Source organism: Phaeodactylibacter xiamenensis (genome assembly GCF_965229835.1).
Classification (GTDB): Bacteria; Bacteroidota; Bacteroidia; order Chitinophagales; family Saprospiraceae; genus Phaeodactylibacter; species Phaeodactylibacter xiamenensis.
In genome coordinates this window covers 699,025-720,667 of the sequence record NZ_OZ245931.1, presented here as the reverse complement: position 1 = coordinate 720,667, position 21,643 = coordinate 699,025, and the positions used below count along the sequence as shown (strand labels likewise).

At 50.6% G+C, this 21,643-nt stretch carries 21 protein-coding genes; 10 read left to right on the top strand and 11 right to left on the bottom strand.

All coding sequences use genetic code 11. The features are described 5' to 3' along the window. The first annotated feature begins 120 nt into the window (after positions 1-120). A complete protein-coding gene (locus ACO08I_RS02665) occupies positions 121-603 on the top strand; it encodes a hypothetical protein (RefSeq protein WP_421948394.1) in 483 nt (160 codons plus the stop codon). Positions 604-697: 94 nt separating this feature from the next. After that, entirely contained in the window at positions 698-946 is a 249-nt protein-coding gene (locus ACO08I_RS02660; RefSeq protein WP_421948393.1) for a hypothetical protein, read from the top strand. Positions 947-1,014: 68 nt separating this feature from the next. Here ACO08I_RS02660 and ACO08I_RS02655 read toward each other — a convergent pair whose 3' ends face one another. Continuing rightward, positions 1,015-2,163, bottom strand: a complete 1,149-nt coding sequence (locus ACO08I_RS02655; RefSeq protein ID WP_421948392.1) for a hypothetical protein — start codon at positions 2,161-2,163, stop codon at positions 1,015-1,017. Positions 2,164-2,349: 186 nt separating this feature from the next. Here ACO08I_RS02655 and ACO08I_RS02650 point away from each other — a divergent pair, with 186 nt between their 5' ends. From ACO08I_RS02650 to ACO08I_RS02635, 4 genes are all read left to right on the top strand, one after another. After that, positions 2,350-4,590, top strand: coding sequence for an alpha-L-fucosidase (locus ACO08I_RS02650; RefSeq protein WP_421948391.1), 2,241 nt, complete (start codon positions 2,350-2,352; stop codon positions 4,588-4,590). 201 nt (positions 4,591-4,791) lie between these two features. After that, complete coding sequence (locus tag ACO08I_RS02645; protein ID WP_421948390.1) at positions 4,792-5,712, top strand: endonuclease/exonuclease/phosphatase family protein; 921 nt, start codon at positions 4,792-4,794, stop codon at positions 5,710-5,712. A 3-nt stretch (positions 5,713-5,715) separates the two neighbouring features. Then, positions 5,716-5,922 (top strand): hypothetical protein, encoded by a 207-nt coding sequence (locus ACO08I_RS02640; RefSeq protein ID WP_421948389.1) that lies wholly within the window; start codon positions 5,716-5,718, stop codon positions 5,920-5,922. A 54-nt stretch (positions 5,923-5,976) separates the two neighbouring features. After that, on the top strand, positions 5,977-6,375 hold the full coding sequence (locus ACO08I_RS02635) for a Dabb family protein (RefSeq protein ID WP_421948388.1): 399 nt from the start codon (positions 5,977-5,979) through the stop codon (positions 6,373-6,375). Here the strand turns inward: ACO08I_RS02635 and ACO08I_RS02630 are convergent, their stop codons facing one another. After that, positions 6,376-7,257, bottom strand: coding sequence for a winged helix-turn-helix domain-containing protein (locus tag ACO08I_RS02630; RefSeq protein WP_421948387.1), 882 nt, complete (start codon positions 7,255-7,257; stop codon positions 6,376-6,378). A 123-nt stretch (positions 7,258-7,380) separates the two neighbouring features. Between ACO08I_RS02630 and ACO08I_RS02625 the strand changes: the two genes are divergently transcribed. Further along, on the top strand, positions 7,381-8,523 hold the full coding sequence (locus tag ACO08I_RS02625; RefSeq protein ID WP_421948386.1) for a ligand-binding sensor domain-containing protein: 1,143 nt from the start codon (positions 7,381-7,383) through the stop codon (positions 8,521-8,523). Positions 8,524-8,577: 54 nt separating this feature from the next. Here ACO08I_RS02625 and ACO08I_RS02620 read toward each other — a convergent pair whose 3' ends face one another. Beyond that, a complete protein-coding gene (locus tag ACO08I_RS02620; RefSeq protein WP_421948385.1) occupies positions 8,578-9,273 on the bottom strand; it encodes a hypothetical protein in 696 nt (231 codons plus the stop codon). 358 nt (positions 9,274-9,631) lie between these two features. On the opposite strand from ACO08I_RS02620, the gene ACO08I_RS02615 reads away from it, so the two are divergent. Next, positions 9,632-10,414: an MBL fold metallo-hydrolase gene (locus ACO08I_RS02615; protein ID WP_421948384.1), complete on the top strand. Its 783-nt coding sequence runs from the start codon at positions 9,632-9,634 to the stop codon at positions 10,412-10,414. A 27-nt stretch (positions 10,415-10,441) separates the two neighbouring features. Here the strand turns inward: ACO08I_RS02615 and ACO08I_RS02610 are convergent, their stop codons facing one another. The 4 genes from ACO08I_RS02610 to ACO08I_RS02595 all read right to left on the bottom strand — a co-directional run bounded on the left by ACO08I_RS02610 (position 10,442) and on the right by ACO08I_RS02595 (position 14,287). Further along, the gene (locus tag ACO08I_RS02610; protein WP_421948383.1) at positions 10,442-10,678 is read right to left on the bottom strand and encodes a substrate-binding domain-containing protein; all 237 of its coding nucleotides are present in this window, start codon (positions 10,676-10,678) and stop codon (positions 10,442-10,444) included. A 164-nt stretch (positions 10,679-10,842) separates the two neighbouring features. Beyond that, positions 10,843-12,660: a sodium:solute symporter family protein gene (locus ACO08I_RS02605; protein ID WP_421948382.1), complete on the bottom strand. Its 1,818-nt coding sequence runs from the start codon at positions 12,658-12,660 to the stop codon at positions 10,843-10,845. Between the two features lie 2 nt (positions 12,661-12,662). Next, entirely contained in the window at positions 12,663-12,848 is a 186-nt protein-coding gene (locus ACO08I_RS02600; protein WP_282781802.1) for a hypothetical protein, read from the bottom strand. Further along, complete coding sequence (locus ACO08I_RS02595) at positions 12,845-14,287, bottom strand: arylsulfatase (RefSeq protein ID WP_421948381.1); 1,443 nt, start codon at positions 14,285-14,287, stop codon at positions 12,845-12,847. The genes ACO08I_RS02600 and ACO08I_RS02595 overlap by 4 nt, the downstream gene beginning before the upstream one ends. Before the next feature lie 62 nt (positions 14,288-14,349). On the opposite strand from ACO08I_RS02595, the gene ACO08I_RS02590 reads away from it, so the two are divergent. Then, positions 14,350-14,697, top strand: coding sequence for a sulfatase-like hydrolase/transferase (locus ACO08I_RS02590; RefSeq protein WP_421948380.1), 348 nt, complete (start codon positions 14,350-14,352; stop codon positions 14,695-14,697). 49 nt (positions 14,698-14,746) lie between these two features. Here the strand turns inward: ACO08I_RS02590 and ACO08I_RS02585 are convergent, their stop codons facing one another. Next, positions 14,747-15,202 carry a hypothetical protein gene (locus ACO08I_RS02585; RefSeq protein WP_421948379.1) on the bottom strand — a complete coding sequence of 152 codons (456 nt, stop codon included), beginning with the start codon at positions 15,200-15,202 and terminating at the stop codon, positions 14,747-14,749. Positions 15,203-15,320: 118 nt separating this feature from the next. Continuing rightward, entirely contained in the window at positions 15,321-17,846 is a 2,526-nt protein-coding gene (locus ACO08I_RS02580; RefSeq protein WP_282782292.1) for a zinc-dependent metalloprotease, read from the bottom strand. Between the two features lie 938 nt (positions 17,847-18,784). Here ACO08I_RS02580 and ACO08I_RS02575 point away from each other — a divergent pair. Beyond that, the gene (locus tag ACO08I_RS02575) at positions 18,785-19,798 is read left to right on the top strand and encodes a hypothetical protein (RefSeq protein WP_421948378.1); all 1,014 of its coding nucleotides are present in this window, start codon (positions 18,785-18,787) and stop codon (positions 19,796-19,798) included. A gap of 93 nt (positions 19,799-19,891) precedes the next feature. On the opposite strand, the gene ACO08I_RS02570 is transcribed toward ACO08I_RS02575, so the two are convergent. Continuing rightward, on the bottom strand, positions 19,892-20,833 hold the full coding sequence (locus ACO08I_RS02570) for an SPFH domain-containing protein (RefSeq protein ID WP_282779595.1): 942 nt from the start codon (positions 20,831-20,833) through the stop codon (positions 19,892-19,894). Positions 20,834-20,958: 125 nt separating this feature from the next. Further along, a complete protein-coding gene (locus ACO08I_RS02565) occupies positions 20,959-21,639 on the bottom strand; it encodes a DUF2490 domain-containing protein (protein WP_421948377.1) in 681 nt (226 codons plus the stop codon). Between the last annotated feature and the right edge of the window lie 4 nt (positions 21,640-21,643).

Genomic DNA, 21,643 nt, shown 5'->3' with positions numbered 1-21,643 from the left:
GACAGACTGGGGCCTGCTTTTAATTGATTCAAAAGGTCTGTTTTCTGAAGAATTCAGCTATTTTTATCTGTGTAGCCCAGCAAAAAAACGCGCACCTTCAAAAAGTAAACTTCAATCGGTATGAATCTCAATTGGAAAAAAGGTATGTTTTCTTCGACCTACAAACTCTTCTCCGGAGAACAGGAAGCGGGTTACCTGAAGGAGCGGGCATGGAGCTGTAAAGCAGACGGCGTGCTCAACGATACCAAGGTTGCTTTTCGAAAAAAAGGTATTTTCAGTAGCAAAGCCGAGATTATTGACCCGGAGACTGAAGAAAAGCTTGGGCAGATCGAGATGAGTATCTGGAAGAATAAAGCCAGTATCACCCTGGGCGAAAAAATGCTCAAATGGAGGTTTTCCAATAACTGGAATACTAAATGGGAGTTGCTGGAGGATGGAAATCCAATCGTCAAATACAAAAGCCGCACCTTTAGTGGTGAGGCCGAATCGCAGATCGAAGATGAGTTAATGATGCTGACCGGGCTTTTTATTTTCAATCATTTCACCCAAATCCTGTTGACGATCACCACGGTCTCGACGCTCATAATCGTTTCAGGAAGTTAGTAGTCATCAATGGGTAAGGGCAATTCCTCTTCGTCCAAAAGATTGATCGACCTTCCACTGATTTTTCCTAATTTCCTCCTAAAAAGTTTATTAAATGGCTAAACCAAAACTAACTGAATTGTCCAGAGAGGACTTGATGAAAAAAGCGAAAGGCCTGAAAACGATGATGAGCATTTCAATAGGGCTCGCCATTGCGTTGGCTTTTGCCGTCATACAGGGCTACTTGAAAACCGGGGAACTGGACTGGGCGATCCTGACCATAGCGATTTGTACACTGGCTTTGCCGGTTACGTCCTATTCAGAATTGAAAGCGGTCCGGGAAGAGTTATTGGCGAGGGGCTGAGTCGGGAGCAAGATAAGGCAGTTGGTCTCAGGCGGCGGCCGTGCCATCGCCGCCTGAGCGGTCAGTGTCTACGGGAATTCAACTCCATAGTAGTCTTTGACGAAGTTACGAGCGTCCGTTCGGTTATCCAGGAACGTATTACAAGCCTCAATCGCCAGGTCAATGGCAGCCTGATCTGCAAAATTGCCGTTTGGCATTGGAGCCCCGGTCAAAGTTTCGTATTGTTCCGCGAACCAGTTGGGTACGGGCTGGTAGGGCAGATCCGGAGCGGAGGCATAGTCATTTTTGCGCATACGTTCTATTAATTCAAACATGGTATTGACGGTAGATTCGTCAAAATCGGAAGTATTGGGATTATCGCCCGGTTTTTTGGCGTCCGGGTGATTGAAGTACCGGCCACGAAGCTGGTCTTCCTGCGCCTCCTCGGGATGGTGGAGGGTGAGGAACAGCCAGGCCAGATTATCTCTGATGCCCCGGTTGGCGATGGATCCGGAATTTTCAACATCCAGAAAAGAGGCATAGTCGTGCATGATATACAGCGTTTGGAGTAATATTTGGAGGATTTGGGCATTTTTAGACGGAGGGGTGATTTCGGAAACCAGGTAACTGATTTCCGCCGCTTCATTGAACCATTCAGCGCGCATATCTTTTCCATCGCTGCCTTTGAAAAGGCTCGCCCAACTGTACACCCGGCGGTCGATGGTCGTCATGGAAGAACCACTGATCCCTCCGGCGGGGGGATTGTCTGTAATGATTAGCCGCCGGGCGTTTTGGGACAGCATGGCAAATACGGCTTCGGAAACTGATTGTAGGACCTCATTGGAGTGGTCAACTGTAGTCATTAGTAACCGGGCAGTGTTAGGATCATTGCTGACTTTAAATTGAAAACCAGGGTCTTGCAGGAAGGTGAGTCGTTCCTGTATCAGATTTTCAGGGACCTGAGCAGCAGACAGCTCCTGAGTAATATTGTCCAATAATGCCGGGTCATCGAATCCATTAAACGAGGGGTTCTCAAGGAAAGTTGAAACCGTCCAACCGCCATGGAGCATTGAGTTGCTGATTTTGTCGGGGAGGTCAGGGGCAGCAGGCTGATGAGGTGCCCATTTGCTCCAGATAGCGGGCCCGGTGGGGGCCACAGTTTCTTCCTCTTTCGTACAGGAGGACAAGGTGGAAAGGGCCAGGATAAGCGCCATACAAGGGTAAAGCAAGTTTTTCATAGCTAATCGTTTTAGGTGTTAACAGAGGAAGGGCAGAGCCCTTTTTATATGAAAACAGACTCCTTTTAATTACTTTATGTTTCTGTCGGTCAGGAGCTTAACGTATTTTTAAAATTTTCCTTAGCGCTTTCTTAATCTCCCGATGCATTGAAAGCGGTATCTTCAAGGCAGAATACAAAAGCGTCTATGTCACGACTATTACTCCCTTTACTGGCCTTGTGCTTGCTTGGAGCTTGCACCCCAAGTGACCCTACAGGCTTGTTGATGCCCACTGCAAGCACTATCGAAGTTGACTCCGATGATACACTGGATTCCATCTTTCTGAAAGCTGCCCATGTGGTACCTACGCCCAATCAGTACGCTGCTCTGCGCAATGAGTTCATCGCCTTTATTCACTTTGGCCCCAATACCTTTACCCGGATGGAGTGGGGGACGGGCATGGAAGATCCACAGATTTTCGACCTCAAAAACCTGGATACCGACCAATGGTGCAGGGCTATGAAGGCAGCTGGCATGAAACGGGTCATTTTTACCGCGAAGCACCATGATGGATTTTGCCTTTGGCAAACGCGGTACACCAATCATGGTATCATGTCTTCGTCTTTTCAGAATGGGAAAGGGGATGTCATGCGGGCGCTTGCTGAGTCCTGCCGCAAATACGATCTGCAGCTTGGCGTTTACCTGTCTCCAGCCGACCTTTACCAGATTGAACATCCGGAAGGTTTGTATGGCAACCTGAGTAAGGCAACCGAGCGGGTGATCCCACGGCCAGTCCCGGGGCGGCCCTTTCAGGATACCACTACATTCAGGTTTAAAGTGGACGACTACAACGAATATTTTCTCAATCAGCTTTTTGAGCTGCTGACCGAGTACGGTCCTATCCATGAGGTATGGCTGGATGGCGCCCACCCGAAGCGCAAAGGCGGGCAGCAGTACGATTACCTGGCGTGGAAGGAACTAATTCAACAGCTGGCACCGGAAGCCGTGGTCTTTGGCCGGCAGGACGTGCGCTGGTGTGGGAATGAAGCCGGGAAAACCCGCGATACGGAGTGGAACATCATACCCTACGAAGAAGATCCCCGCCAAATGAACCACTTCAGCGACCTGACCGCAGAAGCCCTCGGGGAGCGGGAGCAGCTGGCCAATGGGCGCTACCTGCACTACCAAATTGCAGAAACCAACACTTCTATCCGGGAGGGCTGGTTTTACCGGGATGATACGAAGCAGCGTGTGCGCAGCGCAGATGATGTGTACGACATGTACGAACGTTCCGTGGGCGGTAATTCTATCTTCCTGCTGAATATTCCCCCCAACCGGGAAGGGCGGTTTTCCGATGAAGATGTGGCCGTGCTTGAAGAGGTGGGGAAACGGATTCAGCAAACGTATGGAGCGGATCTCCTGGAGGGGGCTTCAGGTCCGGCAGAGGTGCTGGATAATGACCCTGCGACTTTCCAGTTGCTTACCAAAGGCGATAGTGCCATGATCCTCGAAGCCCCCGAACCCATAACTACCAACCGGTTCCGCATTCAGGAAGCGATTACCACGCATAGCGAAAGAGTGGAGGCTCATGCCCTGTATGCCTGGCAGAATGGACAATGGGAACACCTTGCAGCAGCCAGCAATATTGGTTATCAGCGCATCCTGCGGTTTCCGGAAGTGACTGCGCAGCGGTTTAAGCTTGTCGTATCGGCCTGGCGGCTGCCACCGGCTATTGCGAAGGTTTCCGCTCATTACTACCGGCCTCGCCCGCCACAGCTGGTTATCAGCAGGGACAGCACGGGGCAAGTCCACATTCAGCCAAAGCAGCACGATTTTGGGTGGAAGCCTCACGGGGAAGATGTAGCGGGCAACCTCAATCGGGGGTATGCCATTCACTATACCACTGACGGATCCACGCCCGGTGAAGAAGCGATTCGGTATTCCTCGCCTTTTATGCAATCTTCAGGGGTGGTGAAAGCGCGGGCAATCGCAGCCCGGGAGCAGGGGAGTGTAGCTGCCACTGTGTTTGGACTGCTCAAAACGGATTGGACGGTCCTCCGCGCCGATAGTGAGGAAGTCGGCTATGAAGCCGCCCTGGCTTTCGATGGCGACCCAAAAACTTCCTGGTGCCCGAAGCCTTCCCCTGAGCCCCACTATCTGACGATTGATCTGGGGCGTGAGCATACATTGAAAGGATTTGCCTACACCCCACCAACGGACAAAAGCCTCAGCAAGCTGGAAGGCGGTCAGGTGGAGACCAGCCTTGATGGTAAATACTTCATGCCGGGAGAAACTTTCCGGTTTGGGAACCTGATGAATGACCCGACTCAGCGGATGCACGATTTTGGCCAACCCGTGAAAGCCCGTTACTTGACTATTAACGTGCATCAGGGAACTGGCGGTGGGCGGGCGGCTTGTATGGCAGAAATTGATATCCTGGCGGATTAATTTGTGTGCATAATAAATTGCACTACTTGAATAGCCTGGCAGCATTCTTGGATAAGCTGGAGCAGAGCGGGAAGCTCTACCCCAGCAGATATCGCGCTTAAGCAGAGGGTTGCCCCCTTGGTGTTTATAGCCGGTAGCCACTTTCTGTTTTGTGCAATTTGTCATACACACGATTAATTTCAACTTTTTAATCCCTCTTTTATGCTTCGAATGCTTGGTATACTGCTTTTGATGACGGGTTGGATTTCAGGTTATGCGCAGGCCCCTGTAGTGGAATTCAAGGTTATGGCGTGGAATATCCTTCACGGTGGGAATGACCTGGAAGATGGGCAGGAAAGAGTAATTGAGATTATCCGCGAAATTGATCCCGATATTATCCTGATGGTGGAGACTTACGGCAGCGGGCCAGGGATTGCCGAAGCCTTAGGTTATCACTTTCACCTGATTGCCCCGGAAGGCACTCCCCCTGATGAGGAGTCGGTGAATCTTTCCATCTTCTCAAGATATCCATTCGGAAAGCGGATAGATACCCCATACCCATTTTACCTGGGTGGGCGTACCGTAAGGATTGAGGGGCATGAAGTCAGGCTGTTCAGCAATTGGTTTCATTATTTGCCCTGGTTGGATGCCCCGGAAAAGGCAGGATGGACTGCCAACGAGCTGTTGACCTGGGAAAAAAATGGGAAGCGGTATGAAATGCTGCAAAAGGTATTACCCTATTTTGAGCGGTACGCAGCAGAAGCAGATAGTGTCCCGATAATTGTTGGCGGCGATATGAATACGCCTTCTCATCTGGATTGGGGAGCGGCTACACAACAATTGCATAATGGCTTGATCGTACCCTGGTCCACTACCCGAAGCCTTGAAGATTTGGGGCTGATTGATGCCTTCCGAACGGTTTATCCCAATCCTCTGACTCATCCTGGTATTACCTGGGATACCCCCAACGCTGTGGATGAGCATCGAATTGACTATGTACTTTACAAAGGTCAGGACCTGAAACCAGTATCTGCTCAGACTTATTTTGCCCATTTTGGCGAAAGCCTGTTGCTGAATGGGAAGCAGATTCCTTACCCTTCGGATCATGGTATTGTAGTAACCACTTTCGAACTCAACCCATAGCCTATGAAAATCCGTTGGCACCACTTGCGGTTTCTGTACACCGCGTTAAAGCAACCCCTGGATCTCCGCATTGAACACGATGAGCCAGATGATTTCGATGCCCGGTTTTACCTGATCATCCAAAAGCATTTGGCCGTCCTCGGCTGGTGGAGTATTCTCAACCTGTTGGCAGGAGTAGCAGCGTTGCTTTTTTGGAGACTTTTCAGATAATGTCCCTTACATTCGTGGAAGCATTTTTGTACCTCATTTAAAAGTAGCTAAGGCGTGCGAAGGATTTGTTTCTGTTATTTGGCCGGTTTCTGCCTTTTTATGTTTTTCCTGTCCTCCTGTACCGCTTTGCGGCAGCCTGCACCTATTCGTGGCGACTTTGCCCATATCGTCCTGTTCTGGATGGAAGGGCAGAGTGAAGCAGCCAAAGCCACCTTCCGCAAGGATATGGAGGATTTTATCAAATCTTCTGCTTACGCTCAAAGCATGCATATTGGGACGTCTGCCGGTACAGACCGGGCAGTGGTGGACAATTCCTATGACTTTTGCCTGATTGTGACGTTTGCATCAAAGACTGAGCATGACCGATACCAAAAGGAACAAGTGCACCTCGACTTTATTGAAAAGACGAAGGGTTTGTGGAGCAAACTGCAGATTTATGATTCGGTGAGGTAGCTACTGCGAGACAAGCACTAATTTATACCCTACGCCCCGCACATTGGTAATCTTAACAGCGGGGTCGCCTTCGAGCTTCTTGCGCAGGCGGGAGACAAATACATCAAGGGTACGGCCTACATAGCTGTCTTCGTTGCCCCAAATGGTTTTGAGGAGGAGATCCCGTTCCAGTGTTTCATTAGCATGGTCATGTAGCAGCGCTAGCAGTTCGGCTTCCTTGGCGGTGAGGGAGGTGACTTGCCCGTCTATAGAGAGTTCCATTGCTGTTGGCGAAAAGCGGAAACTGCCGAGCGTACGGTGATCTGCTGTCCCGACAGTCGCTTTTGATCGCCTTTTGCTAAAGTAGAAAACAGTACCAGCCAATAGAAAGATGAGAAAAGCCAAGGCAGCGTATTTATAATAGTTAGCGATAGGTTCAGCACCCTCTGCAGCCATTTCTATCCTGTCCTCCGGAAAGGTGAAGACCAGGTTGTAGCAATCCGTAGGCAACGCCCGTCCCTGACAGGGAATGAGGTTGCTGTTCGCTTCGTCTCTGATCTCGTAGGCGTAAACGATTTCCAGGGCATCGCAGGCTTCCACTTCCACAATATAATCATTGGGGAAAGCCCGGCCTGTAGTGACCTGTTCCACCAAAGTGGTAAGATGAGTAGGGTCGAGCGGAAATGCCGTTTCAAACGGCACTTTATACCGGTTGCCGACCTGCTGTACGGGCAATACCCTTGAAGTACTATCTCCAATGCTAAGCAGGAGCTCATGCCCAATGGCCCGCAGCGTGACCGCTATATGGCTATCCTCCTGCAGAAAGGCGGCATCTGTTCTGCTGGCCCGGCAAAACAGGGCAGGAATCAGCCCCAAAATCAAAATCCAGTACTTCGCGCTCATAGTTCAAAGCTATTGGTAAATCCCCACATTCGCACTGTTTTACAAGGGGTTTTACACTAATTTACAATTCAAACTGGCAACCAAGCCTCCTTTCCCGGTAGCTTTATGAAAAATAATCGACCAATGATGAAGCAACTGAAAATTGAATTCCCAGCCTTGATTTTGACGGGGCTTGTATTCCTTGGCGCAGCTTGCAGCTCGTCTTCAACCCCTGCTGAAACCGAAACCGGCAGAGCGGTATTCACTCGTGTTGGCGAGAGTGCCGTTGCAAGCGGTAAAGGTTGTTCGCCCAATTACGGGCTGGAAGATGCCTATTACGCGGCCCTTGGGCAACAAAAACCCGAAGAAATGCAAATTGCCGAGTATGTGCGCCGCATTTTTCAGGATAAAAAAGGTGACCTCTGGTTTGGTACCAATCAGTTTGGGGTGTGCCGATACGACGGGCAACAGCTCCGGTACTTTTCTACAGCAGAAGGGCTTGGAGGATCACAGGTGACGGGTATGATTGAGGACCAGCAAGGGCGGCTCTGGCTGACGACCAACGGTGGCGTTTCGGTTTACGATGGCAAGGCTTTCACCACTTATACCACAGCAGATGGGCTGCCCAGCAATTGGGGCTGGAGTATTTTGGAAGACCGGAACGGGCAAATTTGGGTAGGCACGCTGAAGGGGCTTTGCCGGTACGATGAGGGGCGCTTTATCCCGATTGCCTTACCGCCTTCCGATGCGCCCGAGCCTTTGGAAACGCTGGACGCCAACCGGGTCATGTGCATTGCCGAAGATGCGGCCGGGCAGCTCTGGTTGGGCACGGATGGCAGCGGGCTATACCACTATGACGGTAATACATTCACTAATTATACTACAGCAGACGGACTGGCGGGGAATTCTATTTCCAGCATTGTGCCGGATGAGAAAGGCGGGCTTTGGCTGGGTACGATGTTCAATGGCGTCAGCTATTATGCAGAAGGCAAGACCCAACTGCACTTCAAAGCAAATGACACCATTGGAGACGATGAAGCCTGGAAAGTTTACCGGGACCATCAGGGCGAAATCTGGTTCAGCTCAGAGGGTTTTGGGCTGTACCGTTACGATGGTATTCGACTACGCAATTACAACGAATTGGACGGGCTTGGTGTGCCAGCCGTTCAGGAGGTGTTTGAGGACCGCATGGGCCGCCTGTGGGTTGGTGGGGGCGGAGGATTATACCGCTTAGATGGTGCTCGGTTTACGAATGTTAAAAAAGGTGGCCCCTGGGATAATTGTTAGGCTGCAATGTATGCATGAACAGGTCTCCTCCGGAAGGAAGGGGCCTGTTCTGTTTTACTGAAAGTCCTCAAACCGCCACTGCTTCCCCTGGTAGTCCGTAAAGGAAACGATGCCATACTCAAAATTAAAGTAGACCTGGGATATGGGATTGGTATAATCATTCCAGATTACTTCTGTGAACGTCCGGTCAAATATTTCAATTTCCGGAATAGGTTCATTGTTGAAGGAGGTAGGGTAGGACCGGGTGTCCACCTCATGCCGAAAGACGATTTGACTGGAGAAGCTGGGTGAGTTAAGGAAGGGCAGTGAAATTTCCATAACGTCTGCAACCGCCTCACTTTCAGGGTCTGCATAGTAAGGCATAGCCCTTAGCCGGAGCCTGAACTGCATGCCGAGTGCGGTGGATTCCAGGTTGAAGGTCTTTATCTCTGTATTGAACTCATAAACCACCGTATCTCCTTCTTCGAAAACATCATAGCGGTAGTAGTTCGAACCATTGGACTCGAAAATATCCTCCTCTTCAACGCTAAAGAAGACTTCTGTACCGAAGGTATCTACAAAAATAATCCCGGATTGATTCACATAGGGGATTTGGGCAATGCTTTCCGGCAACAAACTGTAGGAACCGATATCAATGGTAGGAAGCCCTTTTTCCGGGGCTACATCAGTGCCATCGTCCAGATTGCAGCTGCTTAGGAAAGGCAGGGTGAACAGGGCTAACAGTAAGGTGATGGATATTGGAAATTTCATGTGGGTCAGATTTTTTACAAAGTGAAGCGGTTTTGAAGGCCTGGATTCATCAAGAACTAAACAAACACAGTTAGAATGAAGAAGCTCTAATTTATTACTTTTTTTCTTTCTGGTCTCCTTTTAGTGAAATCCGTGTGCATAACAAATTGCACTTTTTGAATAGCTTGCCAGCATTTGCCGTTTGCCTCTCCTGGATAAGCTGGAGCAGAGCGGGAAGCTCTACCCCAGCAGCCATAGGGCTTAAATGCAGTGGGTTGCCTTTGTGTTTTGTGCAATTTGTTATACACACGTGAAATCCCCTAAACACAATCCGGTTTTTAACCTTTTAAGCTTGCACCTAAACCAAAAATACGACACCATGAAGTACGTACTTGTGATCCTGTCTACTCTGTTTTTCGCCTGCGGCGCTCCCAAAGTGCCTGTGGATGCCGAAGTTTCTGCCGATAGGCCTGCTGCAACTGAAACGGAAGAGCTTACCATTCACCCGATACTGCACGGCTCTCTGGTTTTAGAACAAGAAGGCACCAAGGTCTTCGTCGATCCCTACGGCGGCCCGGAACTGTACAAGCCTTTTGGGCAACCCGATGTGGTGCTCATCACGCATCCTCATGGCGACCATCTCAACGAGGAGACACTCAAAGGCATTGACCTAAGCAAAGCTGAGCTGATTGCCCCGCAGGCGGTAGTGGACAAAATGAGCAAGGAGATCGCCTTTGCCAAAGTTGCCGTAATGGGGAATGGCGAAACGCTTAGCACGAAAGGTATTGACGTGAATGCGGTGCCCATGTACAACCTGCCGGAGACCGAAGATTCCCGCCACCCCAAAGGCTGGGGCAATGGGTACGTGATTCAGATTGCCGGTAAGCACGTCTACATTTCAGGCGATACGGAAGACATTGACGAAATGCGAAAGCTGGAAAATATCGATATCGCATTTGTTTGCATGAACCTGCCCTACACCATGGGCATTGAGCAGGCGGCCTCTGCGGTAACTGACTTTAAGCCAAAGGTGGTTTATCCCTACCACTACCGCAATGGAGACGGTACTTTTAGTGATGTGGAGCAGTTCAAAGCAATGGTTAATGAAAAGACTACAGCAACTGAAGTTCGACTGGTGAATTGGTATCCGGAGCAGGGTTAAGCCTGTTTTCAGGTACTGAATGTAACCCTACAGAGACTTTCGGACGATGAGCTCAAACGGGTTTTGAACATGGCGGCGCTCCCGTTTCAGGATCAAATCGGCTGCTGTCCTGCCCAGTTTGACAAAATCGGTGGAAATAACCGTGATTCCATCGAGGAGGACTTCCTTTAGTGGATTTTCGTTGTAGGACAGAATACCAACTTCCTGCCCGACTTCCAGTTTCGACTGCCGGATTTTCTTCACCAGGCCAACGATGCGGTGCATAGAAGTTACCGGATTCCACTGCCGGACACCTGTAGCAGCGCTGAAGTGACCAGAAATGGGCAGCCTTTGCAGGTCAATCTGCAGCGTTACGGCCAGTCCCGCTATGTCACATTCCGAACAGCCAAGGGTGGGGTAGAACAGTTCCGAATCGAGTTATCTGCTAATTAGTAAGCCTCTTCGCCCTCAATTTTATCGTACCAGTTGATTTTGAGGAAAATGGAGGTCAGCACAATCACCCCCAGGCACCACCATAACTGCCGGTAGTCCTGTATGACCAGGAAAATGCCACCGGCTGCAAGTGCTGTTTGCCAAACAATACCGACCGCAACATTCAACATATCCCGCCCAAAATTCGGATTGGGCTGAAACCCGGGGTCTTCTTTTTGAATGGCTTGAACTACGGGTTTCCAGAAACCCCAGGGGCGTGTCTTTCGGTAAAAGTTTTTTAATACCTCCAGGTCATCTGTCGGCGTGTAAATACTGCCAAAGTAAGACCCTGCCCCGGAAACCAGGAGAATAGCCGGAAAGGCATTGAGGGGAGCAATTTCCGGAAAAAAAGCCGGGATGGCTACAGCGCCTGCCATGCCTGCCATCATGCCCCAAAAGTAGCCATGCCCGTTAAAGCGCCACCAGAACCACTTAAGCACATTGGCAGCCGTATAGCCGCCCCACAGTGTCGCAGTAATCCACTGAACAATAGCGTTAAGTGAGGTTACGAAGAGCCCGATGAAGGTGCCAATCAAGACCACGCCAATCGCCACGCCGTAGCTCATCCGCACGTAAAAATCTTCGCTGCGGTCTGCGTTGATGTAGCGCTTGTATATATCATTAACAACGTAGGCCGGCGCTGCATTGGTGGTGGCCGCGAAGGTAGACATAAAAGCGGCTAAAAGCCCGGCAATAAGCAGCCCCAAAAGCCCGGCGGGGATAAAGTTAGCGAGTGCAAAGGGCAGTACCAGCTCAAAGTCTACCTCGTCCATGTTGTTCAGCTCTTTAGAGAAAAAGACCAGGGCCAGCACCGTAAGCCCGGCAATAAACATGTAGCGTGGGAAGTAGAGCACCAGGCTGACCAAACCACTCATCATCAATGCTTCTTTGGGCGTCCGGGCGGAAAGGATCCGCTGCATGTCGTAGTTGGGCGCCGGCCCTGCCAGGCTTTGCAGTACGCCTTTGAACAGCAGGAGCATGAAGAAAATGGTGAAAAGTTCCCAACCATCCTCGCTGATTTTCTGATTAGCAGATTCCATGATACCGGTCCAGTCCAGACCGAGTTCCCACCCAAAGGAGAGTGAGCGCCAGCCTTCCGGGATGTACTGATCAAGCATTTCAGGGCTGACTTGCTGCATGGCAATGAGACCTACAGCCACACTGGCAATCGTCATGATGATGAATTGCAGCACTTCCGTGAAGACGACGCTGAACATGCCCCCCTTCACTACGTACACTGTAGTCAGTGCCGTGATGATCAGCCCATAGTACACTTCATTCCAATACGGCTCTGGTGAAAGCTCCCAGGGGAGAAAAATGGCTGCAAACTTTCCAATGCCGATAAAACCGTAAGCCAGGAAACCAATCACATTGATGAGCGCAAAGACGATGACAATGATATGGGAAAGATTCGCCCCGGTGCCGCTTCCAAAACGGAATTTGATCCACTCCGCACCTGTAGTCACCCCAGACCTTCTTAGCCAGGCTGATAGGAAAATCATCAGAAAAATTTGATTAAAAGCCGGCCAAAGCCAGGGAATATAAACGGATTTCAACCCGTAGATGAACAACAGCCCTACCATCCACATCGTACCGCTGATGTCAAACATGCCTGAAGCATTAGACAGCCCCAGCATGTACCAGGGGATCTGATTGCCACCCAGGAAATAATGCTGTGTGCTTTTGGAGGCCCGCCGGGATATCCAGAACCCAATCAGCAGCGTGAGGATGATGTAAGCGATAATGATGGCAATGTCAAGGGCTTGTAGCTTCATATTTAATTGAGTGTTGCGGGTTGAAAAGGTTCACCTTCAAATATACTGGCGGGGCGTTCCTGGTAGTCGCCTACAATGACCAGGATGTGGTCAAAGGTTGCGGGGGCATTATTTTGTTCGGCAGTATTGGGCTGACAGCTGTGGAGCAGCATCGTAGTCCCGAGAAGTATGATGATCCTGTTTTTCATTCCTCCACCACTTCAGTATTAAACAAAGGCCAGTTCGGGTCATGATGGTGTGCCTGGGCAGCGAGTTGCGCCAGTTCCTGCACCACTTCCGGATGCTGTGCTGCCAGATTTTGAGTTTCGCCGGGGTCTTTTTCCAGGTTATAAAGCTGCCAGGGCGTATCGGGCTGTTCAAAGACGCCACTGCGCAGGGCTTTCCACTTGCCTTGCCGGATGGCTTGCTTTTTGCCTTGCTCATAAAAAGCGAAATATAGGTATTCCGGTGCGTCTTGTGCCTGTCCCTTTAATGTGGGGAGGTAAGACTGACCGGTGATGCCTTTAGGGGGAGCCACACCTGCTATCTCACAGGCTGTAGGCAGAAAATCATGAAAGGCAGAAGGGTGGTTGGTCACCGAACCCAGAGCGATAGTACCTGCCCATCGGGCCACGAAGGGCATCCGCAGCCCCCCCTCGGTCACATCCCGCTTTCCACCCAGATAGGGACCATTGCTGTTGAAAAAGGCGGTAAAGCCACGGGATTCCTGCATAGGGCCGTTGTCGCTCGTGAAAATGATGAGGGTGTTTTCCCCCAGCCCCAGGCTGTCAACCAATTGAGTGAGCTGCCCTACATAGCCATCAAGGCGTTCAATCATTGCCGCGTAGCCTTTTTGCTCGGAGGGCCAGTCCATATCCCGGAAACGTTTTAGCTCCGGCACTTCCTGCCTTTGGCCTACGGGCGCTTCTCCGTTATCATGGGGTATGGTGTATGGCAAGTATAATAAAAAGGAGGTGTCCTGATGCTCCTCGATGAATGCTAAAGCCTGTCGGGTAAAAAGATCGTTGGAGTACTCCTTTTTCCCCGGTGAATAACTGCCATAACCACCGTGCCAGGCGGTGCTGTCCAGGTATTTTACCGCATTGTCTAAATGTATTTTTTCACCGTTGCGGACCAGGTACTCCGGGTAGTAATTATGGGCGAGCACCTGATCGGTATAGCCGTAAAACTCGTCCCAGCCCTGCCGGTTAGGGTCGCCTTCCGTACCGGTAATGCCCAGGCCCCATTTACCAAACATACCGGTGACGTAGCCTGCGCCCTTCAGTACTTCGGCAACAGTGATGCTGCTGTCCGGTAATGGCATTTGTCCATGCGGCTCCCATTGCATATTGCCTCGTATAGCAGCCCTGCCCATATCAATGCCCGTCATCAAAACGCAGCGGGAGGGGGCGCACACTGAGGTACCAGCATAATGATCGGTGAATTTGATACCTTCGGCTGCCAGCCGGTCAATGTTTGGGGTCTGAATGATTTCCTGCCCAAAGGCTCCGATATCGCCAACGCCCAGATCGTCGGCCATGATGTAAATGATGTTTGGCCGCCGTTGGTTAGCTTGTCCAGCCTGCTTTTTAGATCCCGGGCCGCAGCTCCAAAGTCCGATGAGTAGCAGAGGTAAGAGTAAATCCATTCGCCGCATATTGGATGTTGTTTTATGGCTAAGCTAGATTTAGGATAATTCGCAACTGTACTGTGGTGACCTGCCATGAGCCTCTTGATGCTCCGGCCTCAGCGAAGCAATTTTACCTGGATCAAGGCCTGCCCGAAGGTTTATCCACGCTGTATGGCATGATTCACCACTTTGACAGAGAGGTAGGGCGCCTGCTGACGGGAATGCGCAAACTGGGCGTTTTGGATAATACCATTATCCTCTTTATGAGCGATAATGGCCCTGCCGTCAACAACCGGGCGCTTACAGATGCGGAACGGAAAACCCGGAACATCAATGGGTTTAAAAGTTGGAAAGGGAACCTCTGGGAAAATGGGTTGCGCTACTCAATATCGGATCCGGACCACAGTATCTTGTTCTGGAAGTTATAGAAAGCACCGCTCAATCCTTAAGACGCCTGAACATCAGGCCTGACAACCGCTAATACAAATGCTTAATCTTCATCTTTGGTCCAGGGCAAAGCGCGGTATGGCAGCCCATGCAGCTGTCTACCATATCCTTGAATAGCACCTCTGCTTCGGCGATGTCGGCCTTTTCCAAAGCTTTTAGGGTTTGAAGGTAAGACTGGGCGTGGACTTTGTACGTGTCAGAGGCTGCTTTCTCAGGTTCAGTTGCGGAAGCGGTTAGGATTTTTTCATGATCCAGCTGGGAAACCGGCTGTTCTCCATTTTTGATGGCTTTCTTCATCTGTGCGGCATCGTCGTACATGGCGCGCATCAGCAGCGCGAGCTCGCTATCGCCATTGGGGTTGATAGAGGAGGCAGTCAGTTTGGGCTCGGTGGTTTCGGGGACGGCTTCACTGCTGCAGGAAAGGGCATAGAGTGCGATTGCCAAAAGGGAAGCGGATGCGATAAACCGGAAAGGAGATTGTTGCATAACTGATGTGGTATTGTTGTGCGCCAAAAATAATACCTTCCTACAAAGAAACCGCCCCTTTCCGGAGTTTTCGGAAAGGGGCAGTGGTTAATTTTCTTTAAGGCGTCAGCATTCAATGCTAATCATGCCAGCAGTTGAAGTGGAAATCGCTTTCCTGCAGGCTGCTTGAACGGCCACTTTTGCCAGCAGGCATTTTGCCTTCCTGTATCAGGTCGATACGGGCCAGCAGGTCTTCGTAGTGAGCGGTGGTGGCTGCATCTTTGGCCTTGCCGCCCTGAGCTTCCAGCAGTTTTTCAATCCTGGACAAGCTGGCGCGGGCCATCGCTTTTTGGTCACTGTAGTCGGCGTCCTCGCCGGACTCCATGAGCAATTCGCCCATTTGGTCAACGTAGAGGCGCTGCAGGTTGCGGCGGTAAGGGCCCACGGCATCGCCCTGGCGGACTTCCCGGAAGATGGCATCACGGGTATCCTTGAAGAGGCTGCCCATGGTGTAAGCGTCCGTACCATTGAGCGCTTCGTTCTCCATCATCCGGTTCAGGCGCTTGCTGTCAAACAGGAGGTTGATGCCGTAAGACTGTAAGCCCCGGATAAGGTCCACAATCACCGTAGCGCCTACACGGGAAATGATGTCCTTATCAATCATCCAGGATGGAGTAGTGAACAGTTGCCGGTCGAGGAAATCCACAGCGGCTTTCTGACGGTCCTTCGGAACGTGGGTGTACACTGGGCCTTCCTGATCGTAGGTCTTGTCGTATTCGTAAACACCGCCCACATTATTGCCCACATGGCCTACATAACGGCGGAACTGACCGGCGACCTGCTTGTACAGCTCTTCCAGGTCATCGTAGTCTTCTCCTTCGCGGTTGGTCCAGTCGATCAATTGCGGTAGTATCCGCTGCAGGTTTTTAATACCCAGATCACTGGCTTTGACTGGTTCTCCACTGAGATCCTCTGTCTGCGCACTGGGGTCTACTACGCGCCACTGTTGCTGACCGAAACGGTAAACCGGATCATCTGCCCGCTCTTTGATCCAGTCATTAAGCGTAGCGCGTTCGTCTTCGGCGCTGTCACTTTCCGGAATGAGCTTGTAGCCGTAAATGATGGACCAGGTGTCGTAAGGGCCAATCGTCGGGAAAAGGCCCGCACCTTCATCTTCGGGCTGGGCCACATAGTTGAAACGGGCGTAATCCATAATGGAAGGCGCAACGCCCATGCGCTGCACAAAACCCGCCTTGCGCAGAGAGTCTACCGGGTAAGCCACGCTTGAGCCCATATTGTGAGGCAGTCCCAGGGTATGCCCAACTTCGTGTGCCGCCACAAAGCGGATCAGCTCGCCCATCAACTCATCCTCAAATTTCACGCTACGGGCAGCCGGGTTGACGGCAGCCGTTTGGATGAGAAACCAGTTGCGGAGGAGGTTCATCACGTTGTGGTACCAGATGATATCGCTTTCCAGGATTTCGCCAGTGCGCGGGTCATGTACGTGCGGGCCCATGGCATTCTGAATCTCTGTAGAAACGTAGCGGATAACCGAATAGCGGACGTCCTCCGGGCTCCATTCCGGGTCTTCCTCCTTGCTCGGCGGGTCTTTGGCAATGATGGCATTCTTAAAACCAGCGGCTTCAAAAGCGCTCTGCCAGTCTTCCACGCCCTGCTTGAGGTAGGGGCGCCATTTTTCCGGTGTGGCCGGATCGATGTAGTAAACGATGGGCTTTTTAGGCTCCACCAGCTCGCCACGCTTGTAGGCTTCCATGTCGGAAGGATCGAGCCGCCAACGGGTGATGTACCGCTTCCTGGCTGCTTTCTGCTCATCGGCACTGTAGTCGATTTGGCTCAGGCTGAAATAGCTCACCCGGTCATCGTAGTAGCGGGGCTGCCAGGGCTCTTCCGGCAGTTCGATAAAGGATTGGTTCATCTCAATGGAGAGCGTGCCAGTCAGCTGATTGTCTGGCAGGTCACTGCCTTTGAAGGTCAGTACATGGCGCACCTCGACATTGGATGGGTAGGCTTTCATATGCTTGATAAAGCTGCGGCCGCCATCGAGCCCTTTAATGCCAAAGTTTTTCCGCTGACTGTCTGAAAGTGGGCCCAGCATAGGCACATCTTCTACAAAGAACTTCCCAACCTCCAGGACCACTGCCGTGGAATCCGGGTTGTACGTTTCAATTTTGAAGCGTTCGATAATGGGCTCGAAGTTGTTGTTCTTTACCGACTCGTAGATCGGGTCTTCAAAACTGGCCACGCTGTTGTAGGAGACCGAGCGCAACAGGATGTGATCGTCCTGCTGCTCCCAGCGGATGACCTGCTGCGGGCGGGACTTCATGCCTGCCCCTCCAAAATTGAGCCCTTTCACATGCCCGGAAATCCGGCTGACCACCAGGATTTCCTTGCTGAGCAGCTCCGTTGGAATTTCAAAGTAGTACTTGTCTTCCACTTTGTGGGTGGTGAAAAGCCCCTCATCCGTGATGGCTTCATCAGTGATAATGTCATCGTAGCCTTTGTCTTTGTCCTTGTCTTTTTTCTCGTCCTCTTCCTTGCTTTCGGTGGCTTCCGCCGAAGCTTCCGATGTTTTTTGCGAAGTCGCGCAGGCACTGAAGAAAAAAAGCAGCATCAGGCTAAAAGCGAGAATGTTTAATTGCTTCATACGTCTTTAATGGTTACACAATTTGATTAGCGCTTGGCTTGGGGATCGTGCCTAAAGATAGGAATGAAAATGGAAATGAGTGGTGGATTGGATCAATCAGTAGTGGAATCGCTTCTATAGCGCTATTAGCTTGCCTTTATACAATGTTTTTTTTCAAGAAACCTTTAGAGATATTTGGAAATATCGCGGGGGGGGTATCTTGCATCTAATTGAATAAACATTGCGATACAAGATTTCAGAATAGGGTCAGATCGATAAGTTTTATTGCCTGGCTTGGTTGTTCTTTTTTCTTTCTAATAAATGCACGCGCTGGCGCTTACTAAAATTGTATGAAGCGTGTTTTTTTTGGACTTTTTTTAGGCATCAACCTGGCTTGCACGGGCCAGGTACATTAATTTTTGAACATGCGAACTTTTTTGATATCACTTAGCTGTTTGATAGGATATACCTCCAACCTATCCGCTCAAAAACACGACTACACCTGGCTGTTCAGTGAACAATACATCATTAGTAATGACTGGGGGGAAGCCTCTATGCTCGACTTTAATTCAAGCCCCCCTGTCATTAGTGCACCGGACAGTGTGCAGATGATTTTTGGGGGTACCAATTTTACGATGAGCAATGCGGAAGGGGAGCTGATTTTTTATACCAATGGGTGCGAAATACACAATGCCCGGCACCAGCTTATGGAAAATGGGGATGGGATTAATCCTGGTGAGGTTCATGATTTACATTGTGATGAAAGTCAACACTCTCCCGGCTATACTGTACCTTGGCAGGGTGCAGTAGGCATTCCAATGCCTGCTAATGAACACACTAGCTATTTGTTTCATATAAAAAAAACTTACCGACCACCTCCTAACTCAAATTCTTCAAGAAACACACAACTCTTATACACTACAGTTGATTCTGAGGCAGATTCAGGAATGGGGGCTGTAATGGAAAAAAACATTTTACTTATTGACAATACAGAAAACCTCATACCTCTCGGTGAAATTGCAGCGGTCAAACATGCCAATGGACAAGACTGGTGGGTGGTATGCCCCGAAAAGCTAGGTAATAAGTACTATTTTTTCCTGCTCACTTCAGATGGGGTTGCCTTTAGCCACGAACAGGAAATAGGGCACGCTCAAACCGGGTATTTTTGGGGGCAAACCGTTTTTTCACCTGATGGGTCTCAGTTTGCCTACTGCGTCAATAACGAAAATGAAGGAGTCCGCCTTTTTGACTTTAATCGTGCTACCGGGCAATTCAGCAACTCCAGGTTTTTTCCAATGCCTGAGGATGACGGGTTCCAGGCCGGTACTGCTTTTTCTCCCAGCGGTCAGTACCTCTACGCCAGCTACAATTTTGAGCTGTACCAATACGACCTTTGGGCACCTGATATTGAGGCCAGCCGTATCCTAATAGACGCTTACGATGGGTACGCAGATCCTATACCTACTCACTTTTCAAACATGCAATTAGGGCCGGACTGCCGGATTTATGTCTTCTGTGCAAGTTGTACTACAATCCATGTTATCCACAATCCGGATGAAGGAGGCACAGACTGCAACTTCGAGCAAAATGCTATTCAGTTGCCCTTTGGTATGCGGCAACATTCAAACTCTATTTACCCCAACTACCGCCTCGGGCCCATTGACAATCCAGGTGAGCCCTGTGACCCGGATATTGTTAATAGCTCCAATACCTTACTGCCCGCGAAAGGCATTTCCCTTTTCCCTAATCCTTCGTCAGGGGAGGCCATTCATCTTCAAACCGGCTGGACGGAAGCCAGCTCGATAGAAGCCATACTGTTTAACGCCCTTGGGCAGCCGGTATGGCAACGTACCCTGGAGCTCGCAGGCGGTAATGCCACATTCCGGCTGGGCCACTTGCCGGAAGGCTGGTATCAGTTGAGCCTTAGGGTGGAAGGCAAGCAAAACGTTATTCCGCTAATGATACAGCGATAAGGAAATGTCAATAAATGAAGAAACCTTCTGTGAGTCATAAAACTCACAGAAGGTTTCTTCTCTTACATCAAACAATAGTACCTGGTTTGAGCATTAGCCTTTATTATGGCTACCGTTAGATACGTTCTTCTGTTTCATTTCCTCGCCCATCTGCTGAGCAGTAACGAAAGAAGCGGTCATTTGCGAGAGCATATCGGCACCAGCGCTGGGTGCATTCGGCATCATAATCAGATTGCTGTTGGCATTCTCACCCATTGACTGTAAGGTGTCGTAGTGCTGCGTGACCACGATAAGGGCAGAAGCCTCCTGCGAGTTGATGCCTACTTTGTTCAGCACTTCCACAGACTCTTCCAGTCCGCGGGCAATTTCCCGGCGCTGATCAGCAATACCCTGGCCCTGAAGGCGCTTGCTTTCGGCTTCAGCACGGGCTTTGGCTACGATGCGGATACGCTCAGCCTCCCCATCGTACTCGGCAGCGAGTTTAGTACGTTCGGCAGCGTTAATGCGGTTCATGGCATTTTTAACTTCGATGTCAGGGTCAATGTCGGTCACCAGGGCTTTCACGATGCCATAACCATATTCATTCATGGATTCTTCAAGCTCGCGGCGGATCGCCAATGCGATGTCATCCTTGCGCTCAAAGACGTCGTCCAGCTTCATTTTAGGGACCTCGGCACGGACGGTATCAAATACGTATGCCGTAATCTGCTCGTGGGAGTTCTCGAGGCGGTAAAAGGCATCGTAAATTTTCTCCGGAAGGATGTAGTACTGTACAGACACCCGGAGTTTGACGAAAACGTTATCGCGGGTCTTGGTTTCGACATTCACATCCAGCTGCTGTACCTTCAGGCTTACCCGGCCGGCGATACGGTCAATAATCGGAATTTTGAACTGAAGGCCAGACCGGCGGATACCGTAAAACCGGCCCAGGCGTTCCACCAGCGCAGCAGATTGCTGACGCACGGTGAAGATGCCGGAAAAGAGAATAATGATGCCGAAGAAAATCAAGGCAATCAAAACAGGTGAAAATCCCATAGTCTATCAGGTTTATTGCGCGTGGTTTCGGGGCTGCGCGGTTTTTAAATACTCCTTCAAAGTACGAATTTCTCCGGGGATTTGCGTCAAAATGCGATGAATCTGGATGAAAAATCGAGGAACGCTTACCAGGACCAGTTGGTCCGCAGTACCCAGCGCTGCCCGTAGCGCCCATTGGAGGCTTCTCTTGGGAAACGGGCTTCAATCCCGATCTCCAATCGGCTGCCGGTTGGCAGTAAGGTGCCGGTACCAGTGTAGAGGCGGTGCTCGCGCCCCGTCCAGGCATCGGTCTCAAAGGGTTCTGACAACAGTTCAGTCTGATGGTTGAGGTACCATTCGCCGGGGTCCAGTTTGTCGCCATTGAGCGGATAGTCCAGTGCCACTCTGAAGCGCCAGCGGTGGTGTGTGTCTTGCCGGAAGACACGCTGTTCCAATAAAAGGCGTTCCCGGAGGCGGTATTTGCGCAAGCGCTGACTGGTGGTAATTTGCTGGGCGAACCGGTTTTCAACACCGGGCACTTCATCCAAATTACCCCGCCGGGACAAACGGTAAGTGGCGCCGATTTTCCAGTTGCTCGCAAGGTCATAGGCCAGACCGCCCTGCACGTAAAGCTGGGACCAGGCAGGCTGAAATTCATCACCGTCCTCCCAATGCGTGAGTCGGAGCTCCGTCCGCACATCCGCTGACCAACGCTCAGATAGTTCGAAGCCTTTGGCAAACTGAAAGAAAGACTCCACGGTATTCGATTGGGCGTAGGATACTTGGGCTATGCTGAGGTACAGCAGTCCGGTTAAAAGTCGCTTCATGTGT